Raw genomic sequence first — 19,350 nt, forward strand, 5'->3', positions numbered from 1 at the left:
AGTGTTACCTCATCATTCACGGTTTCTCAAATGAGCGGCCGGGACCGCGAAAGCCGCGGGAACTGTCTCTCATACTCAAAGGAGCGGGGCGATCGGCCCCGCTCCTTGCGGTTATTTTATCGCTGATAGATGACCTTGTCAACCAGTCCGAAGTCCTTGGCTTCCTCAGCGGACATGAAATTGTCCCGCTCGCAGGCGGCAGTGACCTCTTCCAGGGACTTTCCGGTGTTGCCCGAGAGGATCTTGTTCATCCGCTGCTTGATGATCTCCAAACGCTTGAGATGGATGGCCATATCGGTGATCTGGCCCTGGGTGCCGGCGGAGGGCTGATGGATCATGATCTCCGCGTTGGGCAGCGCCAGACGCTTGCCCTTGGTGCCCGAGGACAGCAGGAAAGCGCCCATGGACGCCGCCATGCCGATGCAGATGGTGGACACGTCGCACTTGATATACTGCATGGTGTCATAAATGGCCATGCCGTCGGTCACGGAGCCGCCGGGGCTGTTGATGTAGAACTGGATTTCCTTGTCGGGGTCCTGTGCCTCCAGATACAGCATCTGGGCGACCACCAGGCTGGCGGTGGTGGCGTTGACCTCCTCCCCCAGGAAGATGATACGGTCATTGAGCAGCCGGGAAAAAATGTCGTAGGAACGCTCGCCCCGGCTGGTCTGCTCCACTACATAAGGAACCAAACTCATGATTTACTAATCTCCTTTACCAAGATCGACACAGGAAACACAGACACACTTTACAGTATCCCCAGAGCACCCCGGATTATTCCTCGGTTTTCTCCGCTTTTTTGGCGGTCTTTTTGGCGGCGGGCTTCTCCGTCTCTTCGCCCTCGGCCTTCTTTGCGGTCCTCTTAGCCGCGGTCTTCTTGGCGGGCTTCTTCTCCTCGCCCTTGGCGGCAGGTTCCTCCGCCTTCTTCTCGGGGGCCTTGCCCACCTTGGCGGAGTCAAAGATCACGTTGGCTGCCTTCTGGTTGGTCAGGTCGTTCTTCAGGTCGCCCAGGGGCACGATCTTCTTCACCTTCTCGGCGTCCATGTGGTACTGCTCGCCCAGGCGCTTGCACTCTTCATCGATATCGGCGTCGGTGACCTCGATGCCCTCGGCCTTGGCCACGGCGGACAGGGCCAGATCCACCTTCACCTGACGCAGAGCACCCTCCATGGCCTGCTCGCGGAGCATGTCCACAGTCAGCCCGGTCATGGCCAGATACTGCTCAAAGGGGATCCCCTGCTGGGTGATCTGCTGGCTGTACTGCTCCAGCATCCGCTGGGCGCGGACCTCCACCATGGCGTCGGGGATCTCGGCGGTCATATTCGCGGCGACCTGATCCAGCAGGTTCTCCTCAAAGGCGCTGCGGGCCTGGTTCTCCCGGCGGTCGGCCAGCTTCTTGCCCAGGTCCTCCCGGAGGGCGGCCAGGGTCTCAAACTCGGACACGTCCTTGGCGAACTCATCGTCCAGCTTGGGCTCGACCTTCTCCTTGACGGCATGGACCTTCACCCGGAAGCGGGCCTCTTTGCCGGCCAGCTCCTCAGCCTGATACTCCGTGGGGAAGGTGACGTTGACATCCTTCTCGTCGCCGGTCTTCACACCCACCAGCTGATCCTCGAAGCCGGGGATGAAGGAGCCGGAGCCCAGCTCCAGATCGTGGCCCTCAGCCTTGCCGCCCTCGAACGCATTGTCGCCGACAAAGCCCTCGAAGTCGATGGTGACAGTGTCGCCCAGCTTGGCCTCACGATCCACGTCCACCATCTGAGTGGCACGCTGGATGAAGGGCTTGAGCTCGTTGTCGATGTCCTCTTCAGTGACGGCAGCCACGTCCTTGGGGGCGGTCAGGCCCTTGTAGTCGCCCAGAGCGACCTCGGGGCGGACAGCCACGGTGGCCTTAAAGGTAAAGCCGTCCTTGCTCATCTCCAGAACATCCACAGAGGGATACGCGACGGTATCCAGCTTCTCCTGGGCGACGGCCTGGTCAAAGAGGTCGGGATAGACCTCGTTCACAGCGTCTTCATAGAATACATTCGCGCCATACATGGTCTCAATGATCTTCCGAGGCGCGTGGCCCTTCCGGAATCCAGGGATCATGATCTTGCCGCGCTGCTTCAGATAAACCTTCTGAACCGCGGCCTCCAGCTCCTCAGCGCTGGCCTCGATGGTCAGGGCGACCATGCTCTTTTCCAGTTTCTCCACGCTCTTGACATTCATGTTTGTTATTTCCTCCTGTCGGCGCAGGCCCCACCTTCTCTTGGCCGGCAGCGCCCGTTTACGAAATCTTATTTATTGTATCAGAGATGACTGCACATTTCCAGAGGTTTTTCAGGAATTCACAGAACTTTTTCAATTTCCGTCCCATTCTGAAACCAGCCGGGGGACAAAACCCACATAATCCCCCGCCACCAGGTGGTACTCCACGCTCCCCCGTCTCCCCTCCTGGGCCAGACGGTGGCTCCCGCCGTGGAGGTGTCCGTAGTAGCAGGCGGCGACCCGGTAGCGCTCCAGCAGATCCACGATCTCCTGGCAGATGTAGCCCTGATAGCGGGGCGGGTAGTGGAGGAAGCACAGCTTCTCCCGCTCCCCCGCCGCCTTCAGGGAGGTCTCCAGCCGCAGCAGCTCCCGGCGAAAGACCTTTTCGTTGTGGCCGTCGGCCTCCTCTTCAAAAAACCAGCCCCGCGTCCCGCAGAGGGCGGTCTCCCCGTAGAGTTGACAGTTGTTGTGGAGGAGCGAAAAATTGGTCAGGCCCTCTCCCGTGAAAAAGTTCATCATTTTGCTGACAGTGGTCCACCAGTAGTCGTGGTTTCCCTTCAGCAAATATTTTTTTCCCGGAAACAGCCCGTCCAGAAACCGGAAGTCGGGCAGCGCCTCCTCCAGGCTCATCCCCCAGGACAGGTCTCCGCAGAACACCACGGCGTCTTCGGCCGTCAGGGGCGCGAATCCGGCGCGCAACTTGTCCACGTAGCCCTCCCAGGCCCCGCCGAAGGTGTCCATGGCCTTGTTTCCCCCCAGGGACAGATGGGTGTCTCCGATGGCATAAAGGGCCATTACAACAGCATCTCCCGGATCGCGTCGGTCATATGGTCCTTCTCCACTGTCCGGTCGAAGCGGATCCGCTTCCCGGCCAGGTTCTCCAGCGGCGCAGGGGCGGAGATGCCCGTAAACTCGGCCAGCTGCCCGATGCTCTCCAGGCCCTGCTGGGGCTGGGGCACCCCCAGTGCCTCCAGCACGGCGGGGCCGAACTTGAAGGGGCTGGCGGTGGAGGCCACCAGCACGGGCGTGGCGTCCCCGGTCTCGGCGCGGTACTGCTCCAGCACGTTCATGGCCACCGCGGTGTGGGGGTCGATGAGGTACTTCCGCTCATTCCACACCCGGGCAATGGTCTTTTTGGCCTCCCCGTCGTCGCAGAAGCCGGCGGCAAAGTCCCGCTCCAAGTTCCGGCGCAGTCCGCCGGACACTTCGTAGCGGCCGTGCTCCGCCAGAGAATCCATATAGCCCTTGACCTGCGCGGCATCCCCGTTGGTGAGGGCATGAAGCAGCCGCTCCAGGTTGGAGGAGATCAGGATGTCCATGGAGGGAGAGATGGTGTTGTAGAAAGGACGGTTCCGGTCATACACGCCGGTGCGGATAAAATCGGTGAGAACATTGTTCCGGTTGGAGGCGCAGATGAGCTTTCCGAAGGGGACGCCCATCCGCTTGGCGTAATAGGCCGCCAGGATGTTGCCGAAGTTTCCGGTGGGCACGCAGACGTTGAGCTTGTCCCCCTTCTCCAGCACACCCTCCTTCATCAGATCGCAGTAGGCCGAGACGTAGTAGACGATCTGCGGAAGCACCCGGCCCCAGTTGATGGAGTTGGCCGAGGACAGGAACATCCCACGCCCCGCCAACTCCGCCTTCAGCTCCGGGTCGGAGAAGATGCGCTTGACCCCGGTCTGGGCATCGTCGAAGTTGCCCACCACGGAGCACACCCCCACGTTGCAGCCCTCCTGGGTGTTCATCTGCATCTCCTGGACGGCGGAGACCCCGTCCTTGGGGTAAAACACCAGGATACGGGTGCCCGGCACGTCCCGGAAACCCTCCAGCGCGCCCTTTCCGGTGTCCCCCGAGGTGGCCGCCAGGATACAGGCGGTCTTGTTCTCCCCCTCCTTCCGCAGGGCGGCGGTGAGCAGGTGGGGCAGCATCTGGAGCGCCAGGTCCTTGAAGGCGCAGGTGGGCCCATGCCAGAGCTCCAGAGCGTAGGTACCCTCCTCCACCGGCCGGACGGGAGCCACGGCGGGATCGTCAAACTTCCCGCCGCCGTAAGCCCGGGAGCAGAAACCCACCAGCTCGGCGGCGGAATAGCCGTCGAGATACATATTCATAAGATAGAGCGCCCTCTGCTGATAATTCATATCCTTCAGGGTATTCAGGGCGCTGCCCGCCAGCGTGGGGATGGCCTCCGGCGTATAAAGGCCGCCATCGGGAGCCAGTCCATAGGCAATGGCGCCGGACACCGTAGTTTTTCTCAGCCGGTCTCTCGTGCTTACATAGTACATACTTCTCTCACGACCCTCATCAAATTATTGCAGAACAGGTCCTCCACCTGTCCCTCCGGATAATTCATCTGCAGCAGGCGCTCCGCCAGGGCGTCCAGATCCTGGATCCCGTGAAAGCCCTCCGGCATCCCGGTGATCCCGTCCCAGTCCCCGCCCAGGGAGACGTTTTTCTCTCCGCCCAGCGCCAGAAAATGCTCAATATGCGCCACTGTCTGGTCCATATCCGGGTTTTCCCCGATGAATTCGTCGCACAGATTGAGCCCGGCCACACCATGATTGCCTATTATGGCAGTAAATTGCGCGTCGGTCAAGTTCCGTTTGTGGGGGCAGACCGCCCGAGAATTGGAATGGCTGGCAAAGATGGGCTTCCCGGCCAGGGCGATCACGTCCCAAAAGCCGGGATCGGACAGATGGGAGACATCCACCAGCATGCCCAGTTCCTGCATCTTCTCCACAAAGGCGCGGCCCTGCTTTGTCAGGCCCCGCTCCGCCCCCTCCTCATTGGTCCCGGAGAGCGCGTTTTCATAGTTCCACGTCAGGTTGACGGCCCGCACGCCCAGCTCATAGGCCCGCTCCAGCTTCTCCAGGCTGCACTCCAGCAGGTCGGCTCCCTCCACTGAGAGGAAGGCCGCATTCTTTCCGCTCCGCCAGGCCGCCTCGGCCTCCGCCGCCGTCCGGCAGTGCTCCACCAGATCCGCATTCTCCGCCATTTCCCGGTGAAAAATGGCATACTCCTCTTGAAAGACCTGCCAGAGCGAACGGCCCGGCATGTCTCCTTTTGAGCCGAAAATAGCAAAGAACTGGGCATAGCCGCCGTACTTCCCCATCCGCTCCAGATCCAGATGCCCGCCATTCCTTCGGATCCCGCCGCCCTTTTGATAGCAGCGGAGAATGGTGTCGCAGTGTCCGTCAAAAACCTTCATTGAAACGCATCCTCTATATAGTTGATTTTGGGACTTTGGGTCCGGATCCCCTCCGGGACATAGACCTCCGCCACGTCGAACCGGGGCTGGAGTTCCGTGGAGTGCTCCGCCAGATAGAGCTGGGCCGTGATGCGCAGCTTCTCCTGCTTGCGCCGGTCCACAGCCTCCATCGCCTTGGAAAAGCGGTCGTTCCTGCGGAGCTTGACCTCCACAAACCGCAGGTAGGTTCCGTCAACGGCAATGAGGTCGATCTCCCCCATCCGGCAGCGCCACCCGGCGGCCAGCAGCGTGCAGCCCTCCCGGCGCAGTTTTTCTGCCACCAGCGTCTCTCCCCAGCGGCCTAAAACCCGGCTCTCTTCTCCGCTCATTTCCCGGCCTCCCACTTTTTCAGAAAGGACATCCGGTGAATGGGGCTGGGCCCGTAACGGTCCAGCATCTCATAGTGCAGCTTGGTAGGATAGCCCTTATGTTGATCGAAGCGGTATTCCGGGTATTTCTCCGCCATTTCCTCCATGTACCGGTCCCGGCTGACCTTGGCCAAAATGGAGGCCGCCGCGATGTTGGCGCTGAGGCTGTCTCCCTTTATGACCGCCGCATGTGGCAAGGTAATTCCCTTGTCGCGATTCCCGTCGATCAGCGCGTAGTCCGGGGCGGGCTCCAGGCTGCGGATCGCCCGCTCCATGGCCAGCAGTCTGGCGTTCAATATGTTGATCTCATCGATCGTCTTTTCGTCCACCGCCGTCACGGCCCACGCCACCGCGCAGTCCCTGATCTCGTCGAACAGCAGATCTCGCCGCTTTGGAGTCACCTGCTTGGAGTCGTTGAGCCACCTAAGTTCCAGACCCCGGGGCAGGATGACCGCCCCGGCGTATACCGCTCCGGCCAGCGGCCCGGCTCCCGCCTCATCCGCGCCGCAGACCAGCGTGTACCCCTCGGCCCAGCAACGCCGCTCCAACGCCCACAGGCTCATGCGTTCTCCTCCTCGGGCAGTTCCAGTGTAAAGCGTCCAAGCTTTCCAGACCGGAACTCGTCCAGGAGGATATGCGCCATCCGCTCCGTGTCCACGTCACCCCCGGAAATGCGGAATCCCCGCCTCTCGGCGGCGGCGCGCAGCAGCTCATAGCCGTAGGCCACGCTGTCCTGCTCCGTACCTTTCGGGGAAACCTCCAGCCGATATCGCTCGGCCAGAGCCCTGGGGTAGCGCCGGGCCAGATCGTCCATCAGACGGCAGGCCAGGGTCTCCACGTCCATGATGTCGTCCTTCACCGCGCCGGTATAGGCCAGGTGGAGTCCCACCCGCTCATCCTCGAATTTGGGCCAGAGGATACCCGGGGTGTCCAGGAGGGACAATCCCGTATCCACTGTCACCCACTGCTTGCCCCGGGTGACGCCAGGCCTGTCCCCCGCCTTGGCGGATTTGCGGCGGGCCACCTGGTTGATAAAGGTAGACTTCCCCACATTGGGCACACCCACCACCATGGCCCGAACAGGCCGCCCCACCAGCCCTTTGGCCTTCCACCGCTCGATCTGCTCCCGGAGCAGCCCCCGGGAGGCGGCGGCAAAACCCGGCACGCCCCGCCCGCTCTTGGCGTCGGTCTCCAGCACCGCATACCCCTTTGTCTGATAGCTCCGGGCCCAGAGCCGGTTCCCCGCGGGGTCGGCCTGGTCGGCCCGGTTGAGCACGATCAGCCTGGGCTTGCTCCCCACCAGCGCGTCAATGTCCGGATTGCGAGAAGAGATCGGGATACGGGCGTCCACGATCTCCGCCACCATGTCCACCTGACCCAGATCGGCCTCGATCTGCCGCCGGGTTTTGGTCATGTGGCCCGGATACCACTGGATATTCACCTTCCGCATCCCCCTTCTGCCGCCGGATTCTTCATCCGACTATTAAATCTCATTATACACAATTTTTTCCCATTTGAAAAGGCAAAAAATCCCCTTCGGGCAGGGCAAATATACAAAAAAGGAGCGGTTTCCCGCTCCTTTCCCGTATGGTTCTTACAGCTTCTCCTTGAGCTTGGCGCTCTTGCCCACGCGGTCGCGCAGGTAGTAGAGCTTCGCCCGGCGAGCCTTGCCCTTGCGGACCAGCTCGATCTGCTCCACAGCGGGAGCATGGAGGGGGAACACCTTCTCCACGCCAACGCCATAGGATACGCGGCGCACAGTGATGCTCTCATCGATACCGCCGTGCTTCTTGGCGATCACAAGGCCCTCAAAAATCTGGACACGCTCACGGCTGCCTTCCTTGATCTTCACGTGGACACGAACGGTGTCACCCACGTTGGCCACGGGGGGTTCAGCCTTGGCATATTTGGCGGTAAAAGCCTGCATTAAATCCATTCTATTTTCCTCCTAAGTTTATAGGCGTTCATGCCGGCCTTTCTGCCGCCGCTGTTCCGGGTCGGCGCCGCAGCGGAACACCCTTTATTGAGACTGAAGTATTTTACCACATATTTTATGGAGATGCAAGCAAAATCGGCAGTTTTTTTGTTCTTTGGGGGACCTTCCGCCCGGTCTTACCAGGCCGCTGCGTTCCCCTGCCGCTCCTCCCGGAGCGCGGCGTTCCACATCCAGAGCGATGCGGCCAGCAAAGTGAAATTTCGTCCGCCGCTCTGCCAGAGCAGGCAGGCCCCCACCGCGCTCAGAAGTGCCGCCGCCCCTATGGAGCAGAGTCTCACGACCCGCCCCCCCGTCTCCTCCAGCCCAAGGACGGCAAAGAGCCCGTGCAGCACTCTTCCCCCGTCCAGCCAGCCCGCAGGCAAGAGATTAAAGCAGCCCAGTCCCAGGTTCAGTCCGGCAAACAGATAGAGCCGCTCTCCCGCGCCCAGCCGAGCCAGCCGGGCGGCCAGCCCGGCCAGCGCAAAATTGATCGCCGGACCGGCCAGCGCCGCCAGGATCATCCGCCCGGAGGACAGCGGCCGGGCCGCCGAGAGCCTGAGTTCCGCCCCGGAACAGCTCAGACGCATACGGGTCACCCGCCCCCCCAGGCGCTGGATCACCCACCAGTGGCCCAGCTCATGGGCGGCACAGGCGGTCAAAGCCCATGGGACGATCTCGTCCCCATCCAGATAATACAGAAGCGCCAGAGCCAGTGCGAAGCCCCCGCTGATCTCCAGTTTCCCAATCGTCATGAAAGTGTCTGGATATAATAGAGGGGCTCCAGACGGACCCCGTTCCGTTTCACCTCAAAATGGAGATGCGGGCCTGTGACCCGGCCGGTGGCGCCGGATTCGGCCACCTTTTCCCCCGCCGCCACGACCTGCCCCTGCTGGACGCACAGCTTGCTGCAATGGGCATAGAAAGTCGTCACGCCGTTGGCGTGGCGGAGTTGAAGATATTGCCCATAGATGTCGCTTTCTCCGATATAGTCCACCGTTCCGGCGGCGAACGCCAGAACCGGTGTCCCGGTGTCCACAGCCAGATCCACTCCACAGTGGAATTTCTCCTCCCCGTCGATGGGGTGCTCCCGCCAGCCGAAATCGGACGAGAGAGCTCCCATCACAGGAGTAACGGTTTCCCCCAGACCAAGCGCGTACCGGTCCATCGTGGTGTTGTCCGGAAGCGCGGGGCCCGTATAGTCTACGTGGACCACTTCCGGCTCAGCTTCCTGAGCCGGCTGCACCGCCGAGGCCTGGCGGGAAACGCTGGCCTCCATGGGATCGACCGGAACAGAGGCCGCACCCAGCCCCACCAGCACAGAGACCGACTTTCCGTCTGAAACTCCCATTGCCTTCACAGCCTGCCGGTAAAGCGCCCCTCCCCCGTTCGGCTCCACAGTGATCTGGTCGGACGGCATCATCACATCCACCCAGAACTCTTCCAGGGTCTCCCGGATCGGCCGCCCCGCGGCAACCGACCAGCCCAAGTCCGCAAAGGCCGCCCGGAAGTCCGTATCCGCGCAGATCGCCGCCTCCAGGTGACCCCGCAGATCCGCCAGCCTGTCCATGCCTTTGGCAAAAAACACCGTCAGGAACAGGAGCAGGCAGGCTGTCAGCTGGATCAGTCTCCGTTTTTCCCGTTTGCCTAGGGCAGCCTTCTGCCTTTTTTTTCCAACAGATATCCGCCGTCCGGCTTCCAAGCGCGCCGTCTTTTCCATATGCCCCACCCCTTTTGCTGCTGGGACATTGTATGAGACAGGCGGCGGTTCTATTCCTCTTTTTTGTCCGTGGCCCGGCCCGGCATTTCCTGCCGCAAAAATGAAAAAAAGGCTTGTCAAGGCGGACAAAAAACGATATAATAATTTAATGTCAGGCCCATGGGCTGTATCTGCCGGCGTGATGGAATGGTAGACGTGACGGACTCAAAATCCGTTCCTGGCAACAGGGTGTGGGTTCGAGTCCCACCGCCGGCACCAAAATGTGTTGATGAAAGATGCAACGCCGAAAACGCCGCACGAAAGTGCGGCGTTTTCACATATAATGCGCCACTTTTAGAATGAAAAAGTTGCAAAAACTCGATTTTTCAAAATTTCAGTTTTGCCCAGCGAGAGGCGACATTTTGAAGATGCGCCCTGCCAGATTTGTGGTCTGGTGTGGTTCGAACACCGAGGCTTAAAAAAGAATAAGAATAAGAAGGCAGGCCGCCGTTCGGCTCCCTATGTGGGAGCGGACGGCGGCCTTTTTCGTCTCATTGGTGCTTATGTTGCTTTCGCTTCGTTTGTCTATCATTCCTTGGTGGTGTTGGTAATAGCTTTTACTGGACCTTTCGGGTATGCTTGCGTTACAAAAAACGAGGAGGTATCCGAGAATGGCAACCACTAAAAACTTGTGTGCTCAGATTCCCATCGACCTACATGAGCGGGTCAGTGAAGAACGAGAACGGCTGGGTCAGACCACCAGTGAGTACATCACCAACCTCATCCAAGACTATTACAACATGATAGAAAATCAGAAAGGCGGCATTCAAATGACTGAAAAAGGCAGAACCATGGCATTCCAGATTCCCGAAGAACTCTTCCAGCGCATCAAGCGTCACTTGGAGCGCGAGACGCTCCGCAACGGCAAAAAGCTCACCCAGCGAGACTTCGTGCTGAACCTGATCACGCAGGCGCTGGACGAAGCGGACGCTGAGAACACCGCAGAGCAGAACGCCCCCACTGAGGCCTCTGTCGCGCCCCGTGTAGCCGACGTGACCGCTCCAGCGGACACGGATACCCCCAACGAAGATAACGCCGTGTAAGCCCGTATTAAAGCCAAAACAAAAGAACATGATTTAGGGAAAAGCCACCCAGGGCATCCGAGATATTCGGATGCCCTGGGTGGCTTTTTGCGTTTCGCCAGAAAGGAGGTCATCACCATGGCAAGCGAGATCAAAAGACGCTTCACAGACACAGAAATGCAGATCGCCAGAGAAACGGACCTGCCGGAGCTGCTCTCCCACCTCGGCTATCAGGTGAAGCGCGTGGGACGCTTCCATATGTCTGGCTCCGTGATGATACCACAGATGAGAACGGCAACTGCGGCTGCGGCTGCTCTAACCCCAACTGCGGCTGCCAGAACAAGCATTGCAACGGAAATTGCTGTGCCGACAAGGGCTGCGGTGAAAACCACCACTTCATTCTGCTGGACCGCACCAAGGCTGGCTGCATCACCCCTGGCTATGACCGTTACCTCTGCACCGAGTGCGGCAAGATCGAAAAGCGCGACTATGTGGACTCTCTCGGCCACGCATGGCAGAGCATCGTCATCCGCGATGCCACCTGCGAAACCGATGGCAAGCTGCTGGAGCTCTGCTCCCGCTGCGGCCAGATGAAGCAGACCGCCACGCCCAAGGGAGAGCATCAGTATAAGACCTATCCCGTAGCCGCCACCTGCATGAACCCCGGCTACACCGTCCGCGAGTGCTCCGTCTGCGGCGACCGCCATATCGAGGACATCACTTCCGTTCTGCCCCATAACTACGAATCCCATGTAATCGCCGCGACCTGTGAGGGCGGCGGCAAGACCATCCACCGCTGCGATGGCTGCGGCAGTTCCTTTGTCACAGACTATACGGACTCCCTGGGCCATAGCTGGGATAAGGGAACCCTTGTTACCAACGCCACCTGCACCGGCGAGGGGGTCATGGAATACCGCTGCACCCGCTGTGGCTATCACCGCATCGAGGGCAATGAGGCGGCAGGTCATGTCCCCGGCAATGATGCCACCTGCACCCAGCCGCAGCTCTGTACCAAGTGCGGCGCAGTGCTGAAAAACGTGCTGGGACACGATTACAAGTCCGAAGTGACCGCCCCCACCTGCACCGAGATGGGTTACACCACAAACACCTGCGCCCGCTGTGGCGACACTACCAAGACCGACTATACCGAGCCTGCCGGTCATAAACCCGGCGACTGGATCATCGACAAGGAGCCTACCACCGATTCTGAGGGCAGCAAGCACAAGGAGTGTACCGTGTGCGGTGAAAAGCTGGAGGCGCAGCCCATTGAGAAAATCTACAACAGCGCCACCACGGACAGCAAGGGTGAGGCCATTGTGGGCGGCTACCTTGTGACCGTCACCGATACCGACACCAAAAATCCTGTGGCAAACGCCGCAGTTGCGCTCCACAAGGATAACAGCATCTCCATCCGCCTGCCGAACAGCCGCCTGCTGGACTACGCCGACCAGACCACCGTGACCGTGCAGCTTGTCAAGGACAAGTCCGCTGTGCCGGACATGAGCATCGCTGTCACGGATAAGAATGACAACTACGCCTCCGGCAAGACCGACAAGGCAGGTCAGATCACCGTCCCCACCGGCAGCGGCAAGACCAACGAGGACGGCAAGGTCACTACTGGCTATGAGGACGCGGACGGCGACCGCTGGACGCTGACCGTCAAGGTCATCCGCACGGACACGAAGCGCCCCATCTCCGGCAGTGCAGTGTCCATCGGTAAGACCGGCAATATCACGGTGAAGCTGCCGGACGGCACAGATCTGGACGCCAAGCATCAGGTGACGGTCATCGTGACCGACCACAAGAAGGCTCCCCAGCAGGGCAAAAATGTCACGGTCAAGGGTGATCTGGGTCAGTCTGCCGTAGGCAAGACCGACAAAAACGGTGAGCTGACCGTCCCCGAAGTGGAGCAGACCGAGCGCCACGGCGTTTACATCGTCGGCTACACGGACGGCACCTTTGGCCCCAGCCGCAGCATGACCCGCGCGGAAGCCGCCGCCATCTTCGCCCGTCTGCTTGCCGAGAAGAACGGTGATACCATTTCCACGGCGGCAAATACCAAATTTGCGGACATTCCTGCCCACGCCTGGTATAGCGGCTATGTGAAGTATCTGAGCAACAACGGCATTACCTATGGTAAGAGCAAGACCATCTTTGCCCCCAACGATGCCATTACCCGTGCTGAGTTTACCACGATGGCTGTCCGTTTCTTTGATGTTTACGGCAGCGGTGATGCGGAGATCATGGAGCAGTTCAGCGGCTTCAACGATGTTTCTTCCGGCTATTGGGCGGCAGAATACATCAAGTACGCCGCGCTCCACGGCTGGATCAACGGCTACGGGGACGGCTCGTTCCACGCAGACCGCGAGATCAACCGCGCCGAGGTCATCACCATCGTCAACCGCCTGCTGGGCCGCGAAGCGGATGAGGACTACATCGCGGACAATCTCCGCAAGCTGAACACCTTCCCGGATGTCAGCCGCAAGCATTGGGCGTACTACGCAGTCATGGAGGCTGCCAACGCCCATACCGCCATTCTTGGTGACAGCGAAAGCTGGAGCAAGTAAATTGTATCCCCCTGCGGGTGGTCTGAGAGCAGACCACCCGCACTTTTTAACTAAACCTAACCATTAAAAAAAGGAGCACTGAATATGCTGAAAATCACTGCCATTGGCAATCTGACCCACGATGTGGAACTGAAGATGAACGAGGCCACCGGCAAACCCTATGCCATCCTGCGTATCGCCTCGGATCGCCGCTATAAGGATAAGGACGGCAACAAGCTCACCGATTTTATCTCCATCAAGGTGCGCGGCCCTCTGGCCGAGCGCTGCGCGGCGTTTGCGTGGAAGGGCTGTAAGCTGGCAGCCACCGGCGATTTCGAGACCATCACCTTCGCGGACGATCCCCAGCGCCAACCCGGTTTCCTCATCAAAGCCAGCGATGTGGAATTCCTGTCTCCCCGCAAGGCGGAGGACGCGGCACAGGCGGTGGAGGATATGTCCGCCAGTGAGGACGCCGCCTGATGAAAAACACCGGGATCACATACACCAGCGCAGAGCGCAGTCCTGTGATCCTGCCGGAGATGGCCGAACTGCTCCCGCCTTTGAGCGCGGAGCAGTCTGCCGCTCTGGAAGAGGATCTGATGCGAAACGGCTGTTACTCCCCCATCATCGTCAATGAGGACATGGTGATCGTGGACGGGCATAACCGACAGTCGCTGTGTGAAAAGCATGGTCTGCCCTATACGATGGCGGTATTCTCCTTCGAGGATCTGCTGGAAGCCAAGCAGTGGGCGCTGGATACCCAGAAAGGTCGTCGCAATCTGGAAAAGTGGGAGCTGGGCAAGATCGCACTGAAGCTGAAGCCGGAGATCGAGGCGAAAGCCAGGGCAAACCAAGGGACACGCACAGACCTTTCGGCAACATTGCCGGAAAGTTCCGATACTGTGGACACCCGCAAGGAGCTGGCAGAAGCAGTCGGCCTAGGTGAGCGCACCATGGGCAAGGTCATGCAGATCGATGAGAATGCCCCGGAGGTTATCAAGGAGGCTCTGGATAAGAAGGAACTTTCCATCAACAAGGGTTATGACCTGACCCGGCAGCTTCAGGACCTGCCGGAAGAGCAGCGGGAGCAGGCGGCCGCCGAAGCGCTGGAATACGAAAAAGCGAAAAAAGAACTGAAAAAGCAGGATGCCGAGATCGACCGGAAAGGAAAGATCGCGGCGCTTTTCTGCAAAGCGTATGAAAAAGCCGTCCTGCTGACACCGTCCGAGGAAAATGTCCGCTGCTGGACGGACGGGACGCGGATGACCCCGGAGGAAATGCGGGATACCGTGAAGGAATCCCGCGAGCTGGCGGAGGTGTTCCGGACGATTGCGGATATCATCGAGCAGAAGATCCTGCCCGCGGATTGGAGGTGTGCCGATGCAGAAAGCGAAGAAAACGATGCCCAGCCGGACGGGAATCCCGCCTGACGCGCAGGCGGAGATTTTGCAAAAGCTGTCTGCCGAGACGAAGATCACTTCCTGTGAGATCGCGGAGATCTTGAAAAAGCATGATGTCTGCGGAGATATGGATGCGCTCCAGGACGCCTACCGGAAACGGCTGGGACAGCGTCTCCTGTCCGGCATCCGGGACGAGAACGGCAAGCGGGAAATCCTCTCCACCAGCGGCGGCGAGTATGTCATCGTAGATTGCTGCAATGACCCGCAGAAGCTGAAAGCCATCCAGCGCCGCATTCAGGCGCAGATGAATGGGCTGGATGTGTCTGCCGTGAAAGTGCATGGGCGCGTTCACTTTTTAGAGCGTTTTGCGGGCTGGGTAAGAAAGGAGCGGTCAGATGGAGCAGCATGAGGAAATGCTATCCCCGGAGGAACAGTACGTGCAGCTTGCACCGACGCTGGACGCAGACGGTTTCTCGCTGTATGCCGCCGCGGAAGAAGTCACCGGGCTCAAGGTCTATGAAGAATTTCCCTATGAGGATAACCGGGGAATGTTTGAGCTGGCAGACGGACACACGCTGCTGCGGTATCTGGAAGCGGCATACTTTGGGACCGTTACCTGGGAGATCGTCCCCGGCACACCCTATGAGCGTGCTATTCTCGGTGAAGTGGACAAAACCACACCGAAGTATCGCACGTTTTATCAAAAGATCTGCGCGGGTGCAGCAGCGCACATCAAAAAACGTATTGGGAAGGAGAGACAGAATGTGAAGGAACCGATCTCAGAGATCAACAAAGAATCCTTCTGGGACCTGATCCATGAGGCAAAAAACGCCTGCGGGCAGGATATGGACGCTATGCTGGCCTATCTGAAAGACCGGCTGGCTTCTATGGGCCCCATGCAGGCACAGAATTTTCACGACATCATCCACGCCTATGAAGATCTCGCAGACAAGTACGGCCTGTGGGACGCGGCAGGGATCATGAAGGAATACGGCTGCAGCGATGATGGGTTTATCGATTTTCGCGCCTGGCTCATCGCACAGGGGCGCGAGGTCTATTTTGCCGCGCTGGCAGACCCGGACAGCCTTGCGGATGTCGTTCCCTACGGAGATTGCTGCTTTGAGCAGTTGAGCTATGTCGGGGACTATGCCTACGAGCAGCTCACTGGGAAAAGCGCCTATGATCAGACAGATTGGAGCGCATATGAAGCGCTTTTGATGAAGTTGGAACAGGATATCGTTTATAAGGGCGGCATCGAGTTTCCCAGAGAGGGCGCGGATCTGAAGAAATATCTGCCCCGGCTCTGCGCGAAGCATCCGGAGTGGGACGGTCAAACGCGCTGGAATCTGCAGCTGAAGGAGATTCGGGATCTGATCCATGCCGGAAAGGACTATGACTGGCGCCAGACATCAAATAAGAAGAAACGCAGCCGTGGAGGTGAAGCAAGATGAGCGAGTCCATGATTGTTGGTGTCGACCACGGCTATGCCGCTATGAAAACGGCCCATTTCTCTTTTCCATCTGGTCTGGTGGCGTATGAGCATGAGCCATATACGCTGAAGGACGTGCTGGAATACGGCGGAAAATTCTATGTGGTGGGCAGCGGGCGACAGGCGCTTCAGAAGAACAAAACGCAGACAGAGGACTACTACCTCCTTACGCTGGCAGCCATCGCAAAGGAGATCTCCTTCCGTCATGCGGAGCCTGCAGCAGAGATCCATCTAGCGGCCGGACTGCCCCTCACCAGCTTTGGACGGGAGAAAAATGCATTCCGGGACTATCTGCTCCGGGATGGGAAAACGGTGAGTTTCCGCTATGAGGGACAGGACTACTCTATCACCATCCGCAAGGTGTCCCTGTTCCCGCAAGGTTATGCCGCAGTCTTGACCCAGAGCATCCTGCTGGATGAGCCTTCTGTGATCGTGGCGGATATTGGCGGATGGACAGTGGATCTGATGCGTTTGGACAACCGTATCCCCAATGCATCGACCTGCCGCAGTCTGGAACTTGGCATGATCCGCTGTCTGGATGAGATCGGTGAGCAGATCCGCCGCACGCTGGGCCTGTCTATGACGGCGGCACAGATGGAAAGCGTGCTGCGCGGCGATGCTGTCCATATCAACGAGGATGCCAGAAAAATTATTGACCGGCAGGCAGACGCCTATGTCCATCGCCTGCTCTCCGCCATTACGGAGAGCGGACTGGATACCCGCGCCATGCCTGCTGTTTTTCTGGGCGGCGGCGCAGCGCTGCTGAAGCGGACTGTATCCGCCGCGGACGGTCTTTGCCGCCCAGTCATCCTTGACGATGTATCCCTCAACGCCAAAGGCTATGAGCGGCTGGCGGAACGTCTTTCCAAGAACGATGAGCAGTAACAAAAAGCGGATCAATCTGTCCTTTTCCATGTCCTCACCCATCCAGCGCAGGGCGTGGAAGAAGCTGACGGAGATCCCCGCAGGACAGCGCACCGCCGCGGTCTGCCGCATGGTCTGTGAGTATAAAGGGCAGCAGGAACTGCTGGACGCCGTTCGCCAGACCATCCGACAGGAACTGCGGGGAATGCAGCTCACCAAAGAAGAAGCGCAGGATAGCGGCAGAGCTGGGGATGTAGATGAAAGCGTCCTCGGCTTTTTGCTTGCCCTGCAGGAAGGGGATGAGATGACCTGATCCGATATTTTGATATGTTCGCCGGCATCGGCGGCTTCCGCACGGGATTGACCCGCGCGGGCGGTTTCCGGTGTGTAGGACACTGCGAGATCGACAAATACGCCAATGCCAGCTATGAGGCCATTTATGAGCCGGGAAAGGAGGAACGATATTATCCAGATGCCACAAAAATCGACCCCGCAGACCTGCCGGACTTCGACCTTCTGTGCGGAGGATTCCCTTGTCAGACATTTTCAATCGCTGGCAGAAGAAAGGGCTTTGACGACACCCGCGGCACTCTCTTCTTTGAAATTGCCCGATTGGCTCAATCCAAACGACCTTCGTATCTTCTGCTCGAAAACGTTCCGGGACTGCTGTCGCATGACAAAGGCCGGACGTTTTCTGTCATCCTCGCCACGCTTAATGACCTGGGGTACCGCGTGGAATGGATGGTGCTTAACAGCAAACATTTTGGAGTCCCGCAATCCAGAAGGCGGCTGTTCCTTATCTGCTATCTTGATCCCCGATGCGCCGGAAAAATATTTCCTGTCTTCGGCACAGGTGGAAAAGCTCTTATACAAGTCCTCGGAGGCTCGCAAGGCTCCCGTGTCTACGACGCAGACGGAATAGCCTGCACGCAGACTGCCGGCGCTGGAGGTGTGGGCGGCAAAACAGGATTGTATATCATTCCGCAGGACAGACCCTTTGTGGATCTATATGCCGGGGAGGCGAGACAAACGGAGGCCGCCCGCTGCCTCACTGCCCGTTATGGACAGACAACGCTGTCCAATCATAGAGCAGAACGTTCCGGCGTTCTGCTCATCAAGGAAGCCACGAAAAAAGGCTATAAAGAGGCGAATCCCGGTGACAGCGTCGATCTCGGCTTTTCCGGGAGCAATACCCGCCGTGGTCGTGTGGGACAGGATATCGCACACACATTGGAGACGAGCTGCATCCAGGGCATCGTGGAACGTGGCGGACGCATCCGGCGTCTGATGCCGCGGGAGTGTCTGCGGCTGCAGGGCTTCGATGAGTGGCAGATCGACCGCATCCTCGCCATCCAGTCTGATGCACAGGCGTATAAGCAGGCAGGCAACAGCGTCACCGCCAATGTCATTGAAGCCATCGGGCGCCGCATCCGGGAGGTGGATGCGAAACTGAAAGCCGGTGCTGCCGCATGATCGGGCTGAAGGACCAGTGCTTCGGCGTGGAAGTTGAAATGACCGGCATCACCCGTGAACAGGCGGCAACAGCGCTGGCCGCGTATTTTGCAACGGACGCCCGCTATGTGGGCGGCGCTTACGATAAATGGTGTGTGACGGATCGGGACGGCAAAGAGTGGACGGTCATGAGTGACTCCAGCATCCACGGGGAGCAGAAGATCGGCAGCGGCTATCGTGCAACGGGTGACTACAGATACCGCGTGGAGATGGTAACGCCAAAGCTCACCTATGCGGAACTGCCCAAGCTGCAGGAGTGTGTCCGGCAGGTACGCCACGCAGGAGCTAGGGCCAACAGCTCCTGCGGCATCCATGTCCATGTGGACGCAGCCAATCATAACCGGCAGAGTCTGAAAAACCTCATCGGCATCATGTACTCCAAGGAGGATATCCTGTTCAAAGCGCTGCAGGTCAATGAAAGCCGGGCGTCCCGCTGGTGTCAGAAGGTGCGGGAACCCATGCTGAAGCAGGCACGCAGGCTCTCGTCGGATGAGACAAGGGATCTGACGCAGCTGGAGAATATCTGGTATGAGGGAGATAACGGCAGCGCAGACCACTATAACTGGACCCGCTATTACGCACTGAATCTGCATTCGGTCTTTTACCGGGGAACGGTGGAATGGCGCTGTTTCAATTCCACGCTCCACGCGGGAAAAGTTGCCGCCTATGTGAATCTGTGCCTTGCCATCTCCGCCCAGGCTATCGCCCAGCGCAGCACGGTCATGCGCAAGACCCACAGCGACAATGAACTGTTCACCTTCCGGGTCTGGTTGGTGCGGTTGGGGCTCAACGGCGAGGAATTCAAGCATACCCGTGACCACCTGTTGGCAAATCTGGACGGTGACCGTGCATGGCGTTTCGATAAGGACAGCTATGCAGTCAACAAAAAGAAGAAAAAATCCAGAGAAATGGAGAGGTGAAGCC

The 19,350-nt window shown here is 59.1% G+C and carries 22 protein-coding genes and 1 tRNA gene; 11 read left to right on the forward strand and 12 right to left on the reverse strand.

Going from position 1 to position 19,350, the window contains the following annotated elements:
• Positions 1 to 116: 116 nt before the first annotated feature.
• The 11 genes from ACQRD3_RS06075 to ACQRD3_RS06125 form a co-directional block, all read right to left on the reverse strand.
• Positions 117 to 698, reverse strand: a complete 582-nt coding sequence (locus tag ACQRD3_RS06075) for an ATP-dependent Clp protease proteolytic subunit (RefSeq protein WP_080908452.1) — start codon at positions 696 to 698, stop codon at positions 117 to 119.
• A 76-nt stretch (positions 699 to 774) separates the two neighbouring features.
• Positions 775 to 2,211: a trigger factor gene (gene tig, locus ACQRD3_RS06080; protein WP_427780426.1), complete on the reverse strand. Its 1,437-nt coding sequence runs from the start codon at positions 2,209 to 2,211 to the stop codon at positions 775 to 777.
• Positions 2,212 to 2,343: 132 nt separating this feature from the next.
• Positions 2,344 to 3,045 carry a metallophosphoesterase gene (locus tag ACQRD3_RS06085; RefSeq protein WP_080908454.1) on the reverse strand — a complete coding sequence of 234 codons (702 nt, stop codon included), beginning with the start codon at positions 3,043 to 3,045 and terminating at the stop codon, positions 2,344 to 2,346.
• Complete coding sequence (gene thrC / locus ACQRD3_RS06090) at positions 3,045 to 4,532, reverse strand: threonine synthase (protein ID WP_427780428.1); 1,488 nt, start codon at positions 4,530 to 4,532, stop codon at positions 3,045 to 3,047. Before thrC ends, ACQRD3_RS06085 begins: the two co-directional genes overlap by 1 nt.
• Entirely contained in the window at positions 4,520 to 5,455 is a 936-nt protein-coding gene (locus ACQRD3_RS06095; protein ID WP_427780430.1) for a dipeptidase, read from the reverse strand. Before ACQRD3_RS06095 ends, thrC begins: the two co-directional genes overlap by 13 nt.
• The gene (locus ACQRD3_RS06100; protein WP_080908457.1) at positions 5,452 to 5,823 is read right to left on the reverse strand and encodes a YraN family protein; all 372 of its coding nucleotides are present in this window, start codon (positions 5,821 to 5,823) and stop codon (positions 5,452 to 5,454) included. Before ACQRD3_RS06100 ends, ACQRD3_RS06095 begins: the two co-directional genes overlap by 4 nt.
• Entirely contained in the window at positions 5,820 to 6,425 is a 606-nt protein-coding gene (locus ACQRD3_RS06105; protein ID WP_080908458.1) for a ribonuclease HII, read from the reverse strand. Before ACQRD3_RS06105 ends, ACQRD3_RS06100 begins: the two co-directional genes overlap by 4 nt.
• Positions 6,422 to 7,303 (reverse strand): ribosome biogenesis GTPase YlqF, encoded by an 882-nt coding sequence (gene ylqF / locus ACQRD3_RS06110; protein WP_080908805.1) that lies wholly within the window; start codon positions 7,301 to 7,303, stop codon positions 6,422 to 6,424. Before ylqF ends, ACQRD3_RS06105 begins: the two co-directional genes overlap by 4 nt.
• A gap of 153 nt (positions 7,304 to 7,456) precedes the next feature.
• Positions 7,457 to 7,798: a 50S ribosomal protein L19 gene (gene rplS / locus ACQRD3_RS06115; RefSeq protein WP_427780433.1), complete on the reverse strand. Its 342-nt coding sequence runs from the start codon at positions 7,796 to 7,798 to the stop codon at positions 7,457 to 7,459.
• Positions 7,799 to 7,974: 176 nt separating this feature from the next.
• Positions 7,975 to 8,589 (reverse strand): site-2 protease family protein, encoded by a 615-nt coding sequence (locus ACQRD3_RS06120; RefSeq protein WP_080908460.1) that lies wholly within the window; start codon positions 8,587 to 8,589, stop codon positions 7,975 to 7,977.
• Positions 8,586 to 9,554, reverse strand: a complete 969-nt coding sequence (locus tag ACQRD3_RS06125) for a M23 family metallopeptidase (protein ID WP_427780434.1) — start codon at positions 9,552 to 9,554, stop codon at positions 8,586 to 8,588. The genes ACQRD3_RS06120 and ACQRD3_RS06125 overlap by 4 nt, the downstream gene beginning before the upstream one ends.
• 172 nt (positions 9,555 to 9,726) lie before the next feature.
• On the opposite strand from ACQRD3_RS06125, the gene ACQRD3_RS06130 reads away from it, so the two are divergent.
• Positions 9,727 to 9,812, forward strand: a tRNA-Leu gene (locus tag ACQRD3_RS06130).
• A gap of 392 nt (positions 9,813 to 10,204) precedes the next feature.
• Entirely contained in the window at positions 10,205 to 10,636 is a 432-nt protein-coding gene (locus ACQRD3_RS06135) for a translation initiation factor 2 (protein WP_427780436.1), read from the forward strand.
• Positions 10,637 to 10,845: 209 nt separating this feature from the next.
• Here the strand turns inward: ACQRD3_RS06135 and ACQRD3_RS06140 are convergent, their stop codons facing one another.
• On the reverse strand, positions 10,846 to 11,124 hold the full coding sequence (locus tag ACQRD3_RS06140; RefSeq protein ID WP_427780438.1) for a hypothetical protein: 279 nt from the start codon (positions 11,122 to 11,124) through the stop codon (positions 10,846 to 10,848).
• Here ACQRD3_RS06140 and ACQRD3_RS06145 point away from each other — a divergent pair.
• From ACQRD3_RS06145 to ACQRD3_RS06185, 9 genes are all read left to right on the forward strand, one after another.
• Positions 11,107 to 13,182, forward strand: a complete 2,076-nt coding sequence (locus tag ACQRD3_RS06145; RefSeq protein WP_427780439.1) for an S-layer homology domain-containing protein — start codon at positions 11,107 to 11,109, stop codon at positions 13,180 to 13,182. The genes ACQRD3_RS06140 and ACQRD3_RS06145 overlap by 18 nt on opposite strands.
• An 84-nt stretch (positions 13,183 to 13,266) precedes the next feature.
• A complete protein-coding gene (locus ACQRD3_RS06150) occupies positions 13,267 to 13,641 on the forward strand; it encodes a single-stranded DNA-binding protein (RefSeq protein ID WP_412625087.1) in 375 nt (124 codons plus the stop codon).
• Positions 13,641 to 14,591, forward strand: coding sequence for a hypothetical protein (locus ACQRD3_RS06155; RefSeq protein WP_427780442.1), 951 nt, complete (start codon positions 13,641 to 13,643; stop codon positions 14,589 to 14,591). The genes ACQRD3_RS06150 and ACQRD3_RS06155 overlap by 1 nt, the downstream gene beginning before the upstream one ends.
• Positions 14,542 to 14,970: a synapsin-1 (Synapsin I) gene (locus ACQRD3_RS06160; protein ID WP_427780444.1), complete on the forward strand. Its 429-nt coding sequence runs from the start codon at positions 14,542 to 14,544 to the stop codon at positions 14,968 to 14,970. Before ACQRD3_RS06155 ends, ACQRD3_RS06160 begins: the two co-directional genes overlap by 50 nt.
• A complete protein-coding gene (locus ACQRD3_RS06165) occupies positions 14,957 to 16,012 on the forward strand; it encodes a DUF4240 domain-containing protein (RefSeq protein WP_427780445.1) in 1,056 nt (351 codons plus the stop codon). The genes ACQRD3_RS06160 and ACQRD3_RS06165 overlap by 14 nt, the downstream gene beginning before the upstream one ends.
• Positions 16,009 to 16,935 carry a plasmid segregation actin-type ATPase ParM gene (locus ACQRD3_RS06170; protein ID WP_427780447.1) on the forward strand — a complete coding sequence of 309 codons (927 nt, stop codon included), beginning with the start codon at positions 16,009 to 16,011 and terminating at the stop codon, positions 16,933 to 16,935. Before ACQRD3_RS06165 ends, ACQRD3_RS06170 begins: the two co-directional genes overlap by 4 nt.
• Positions 16,925 to 17,227 (forward strand): hypothetical protein, encoded by a 303-nt coding sequence (locus tag ACQRD3_RS06175; RefSeq protein WP_427780449.1) that lies wholly within the window; start codon positions 16,925 to 16,927, stop codon positions 17,225 to 17,227. The genes ACQRD3_RS06170 and ACQRD3_RS06175 overlap by 11 nt, the downstream gene beginning before the upstream one ends.
• A 14-nt stretch (positions 17,228 to 17,241) precedes the next feature.
• The gene (gene dcm / locus ACQRD3_RS06180) at positions 17,242 to 18,387 is read left to right on the forward strand and encodes a DNA (cytosine-5-)-methyltransferase (RefSeq protein ID WP_427780450.1); all 1,146 of its coding nucleotides are present in this window, start codon (positions 17,242 to 17,244) and stop codon (positions 18,385 to 18,387) included.
• Complete coding sequence (locus ACQRD3_RS06185; protein ID WP_427780452.1) at positions 18,384 to 19,346, forward strand: amidoligase family protein; 963 nt, start codon at positions 18,384 to 18,386, stop codon at positions 19,344 to 19,346. Before dcm ends, ACQRD3_RS06185 begins: the two co-directional genes overlap by 4 nt.
• The last annotated feature ends 4 nt before the right edge of the window (positions 19,347 to 19,350 follow it).

Origin of the sequence: Candidatus Pseudoscillospira sp. SGI.172, from assembly GCF_050313575.1 — a bacterium.
Lineage (GTDB): Bacteria > Bacillota > Clostridia > Oscillospirales > Oscillospiraceae > Vermiculatibacterium.

Bases quoted from the DNA above. Each gene is read 5' to 3' on its own strand.
- ACQRD3_RS06155 (WP_427780442.1), top strand. From the start codon at position 13,641: ATGAAAAACACCGGGATCACATACACCAGCGCAGAGCGCAGTCCTGTG.
- ACQRD3_RS06100 (WP_080908457.1), bottom strand. From the start codon at position 5,823: ATGAGCGGAGAAGAGAGCCGGGTTTTAGGCCGCTGGGGAGAGACGCTG.
- ACQRD3_RS06120 (WP_080908460.1), bottom strand. From the start codon at position 8,589: ATGACGATTGGGAAACTGGAGATCAGCGGGGGCTTCGCACTGGCTCTG.
- rplS (WP_427780433.1), bottom strand. From the start codon at position 7,798: ATGGATTTAATGCAGGCTTTTACCGCCAAATATGCCAAGGCTGAACCC.
- ACQRD3_RS06165 (WP_427780445.1), top strand. From the start codon at position 14,957: ATGGAGCAGCATGAGGAAATGCTATCCCCGGAGGAACAGTACGTGCAG.
- ACQRD3_RS06095 (WP_427780430.1), bottom strand. From the start codon at position 5,455: ATGAAGGTTTTTGACGGACACTGCGACACCATTCTCCGCTGCTATCAA.
- ACQRD3_RS06150 (WP_412625087.1), top strand. From the start codon at position 13,267: ATGCTGAAAATCACTGCCATTGGCAATCTGACCCACGATGTGGAACTG.
- ACQRD3_RS06175 (WP_427780449.1), top strand. From the start codon at position 16,925: ATGAGCAGTAACAAAAAGCGGATCAATCTGTCCTTTTCCATGTCCTCA.
- tig (WP_427780426.1), bottom strand. From the start codon at position 2,211: ATGAATGTCAAGAGCGTGGAGAAACTGGAAAAGAGCATGGTCGCCCTG.
- ACQRD3_RS06085 (WP_080908454.1), bottom strand. From the start codon at position 3,045: ATGGCCCTTTATGCCATCGGAGACACCCATCTGTCCCTGGGGGGAAAC.
- thrC (WP_427780428.1), bottom strand. From the start codon at position 4,532: ATGTACTATGTAAGCACGAGAGACCGGCTGAGAAAAACTACGGTGTCC.
- ACQRD3_RS06125 (WP_427780434.1), bottom strand. From the start codon at position 9,554: ATGGAAAAGACGGCGCGCTTGGAAGCCGGACGGCGGATATCTGTTGGA.
- ACQRD3_RS06160 (WP_427780444.1), top strand. From the start codon at position 14,542: ATGCAGAAAGCGAAGAAAACGATGCCCAGCCGGACGGGAATCCCGCCT.
- ACQRD3_RS06105 (WP_080908458.1), bottom strand. From the start codon at position 6,425: ATGAGCCTGTGGGCGTTGGAGCGGCGTTGCTGGGCCGAGGGGTACACG.
- ACQRD3_RS06135 (WP_427780436.1), top strand. From the start codon at position 10,205: ATGGCAACCACTAAAAACTTGTGTGCTCAGATTCCCATCGACCTACAT.
- ACQRD3_RS06170 (WP_427780447.1), top strand. From the start codon at position 16,009: ATGAGCGAGTCCATGATTGTTGGTGTCGACCACGGCTATGCCGCTATG.
- ACQRD3_RS06185 (WP_427780452.1), top strand. From the start codon at position 18,384: ATGATCGGGCTGAAGGACCAGTGCTTCGGCGTGGAAGTTGAAATGACC.
- ACQRD3_RS06075 (WP_080908452.1), bottom strand. From the start codon at position 698: ATGAGTTTGGTTCCTTATGTAGTGGAGCAGACCAGCCGGGGCGAGCGT.
- dcm (WP_427780450.1), top strand. From the start codon at position 17,242: ATGTTCGCCGGCATCGGCGGCTTCCGCACGGGATTGACCCGCGCGGGC.